The sequence below is a fragment of the Banduia mediterranea genome, from assembly GCF_031846245.1.
Taxonomy (GTDB): Bacteria; Pseudomonadota; Gammaproteobacteria; order Nevskiales; family Nevskiaceae; genus Banduia; species Banduia mediterranea.
On record NZ_JAVRIC010000060.1, the window covers coordinates 1 to 955 of the forward strand.

A 955-nucleotide genomic window follows, 5' to 3' on the forward strand; every position below is an offset into this window, starting at 1 on the left:
CCACTGGATTGCTGTGTTTTGACTTCAACCAGTTTGCGGACGAGATCGAGGAAAACCGATTCGACTTTGGTGCGACGGCGGCGACGCTCGGAACAACACTCGGCATCGGCACGATGCCGAAGACGCCATCGGAGCTAAGAGGATTCGGGCCTAGAAGTCAGTTGAATCCGTACACAAGTCAGTTGAGCCGGAATTCAACGAGGCTGGGCAGCAGAGCGCTGAGAGAGTTTGGCCGAACGACTGCCGGCATTGCATTGAGCACGGCAGCTACAGCGGCGCTGGTCTTCGAGGGCTTCTACGATTTGTCGGTGGATCGGCCAAGCGGCAATCAACGCGACGTTTTCCGAAGACGACTGCGGGTGCAAGTGATGGTGGACACCATGCGCGAGCAAGAACAGATGATCCGCGAACGAGCGCTTTTGCGAGTCGCCCGACTGTTTCGTATCCCGGTAGAAGAGCTGAGGCCAGATCACACCTTCGGTATTGATCTAAAGCCGAGTTTCGTTTCTGACTTCCGACGGAATGAATTCGATCAGATCGACGACGACATTCACGATGTTGCTGATCGAGCCGTGGCTAAAGAATTCAAATCCGGGAAGCTGGTGATCCGAACGGTGGGGGACTACTGCGACCACTTGGTTCGATGCAGCCGGACTAAGCCGAAGGACGTTGAAAGGATATTTGAACTGGATGAGAAGCGTGGTAGCCGATCGGCTCCGGCTTGATCACCCGATGATCGTCCCAAGCACCTTGCTCAGCGCCTGCTGATCTTGCGCCGTAAGCCTGCCGAGCGTCTTGCGCACGATGGACTTCTCAGCGGTAAACACGATCGGCTTGAGCACGGATGGTTTCGCGTCGGGGTCAGGTCTTGTTTCTTGACGCAGGTGAGGAAGGCCAGAGAGCGGCCGGGAATCCGCAATCTGTCACCCCGACTCTGTTCTGAGCACGCGCCAAG

Annotated in this window: 1 protein-coding gene; it reads left to right on the forward strand. The window is 56.5% G+C overall.

The window, feature by feature from the left end; translation table 11 throughout:
* Positions 1-725, forward strand: a 725-nt coding sequence (locus RM530_RS18345) for a hypothetical protein (protein ID WP_311366715.1), incomplete at its 5' end; no start/stop codon positions are given.
* Positions 726-955: the final 230 nt, after the last annotated feature.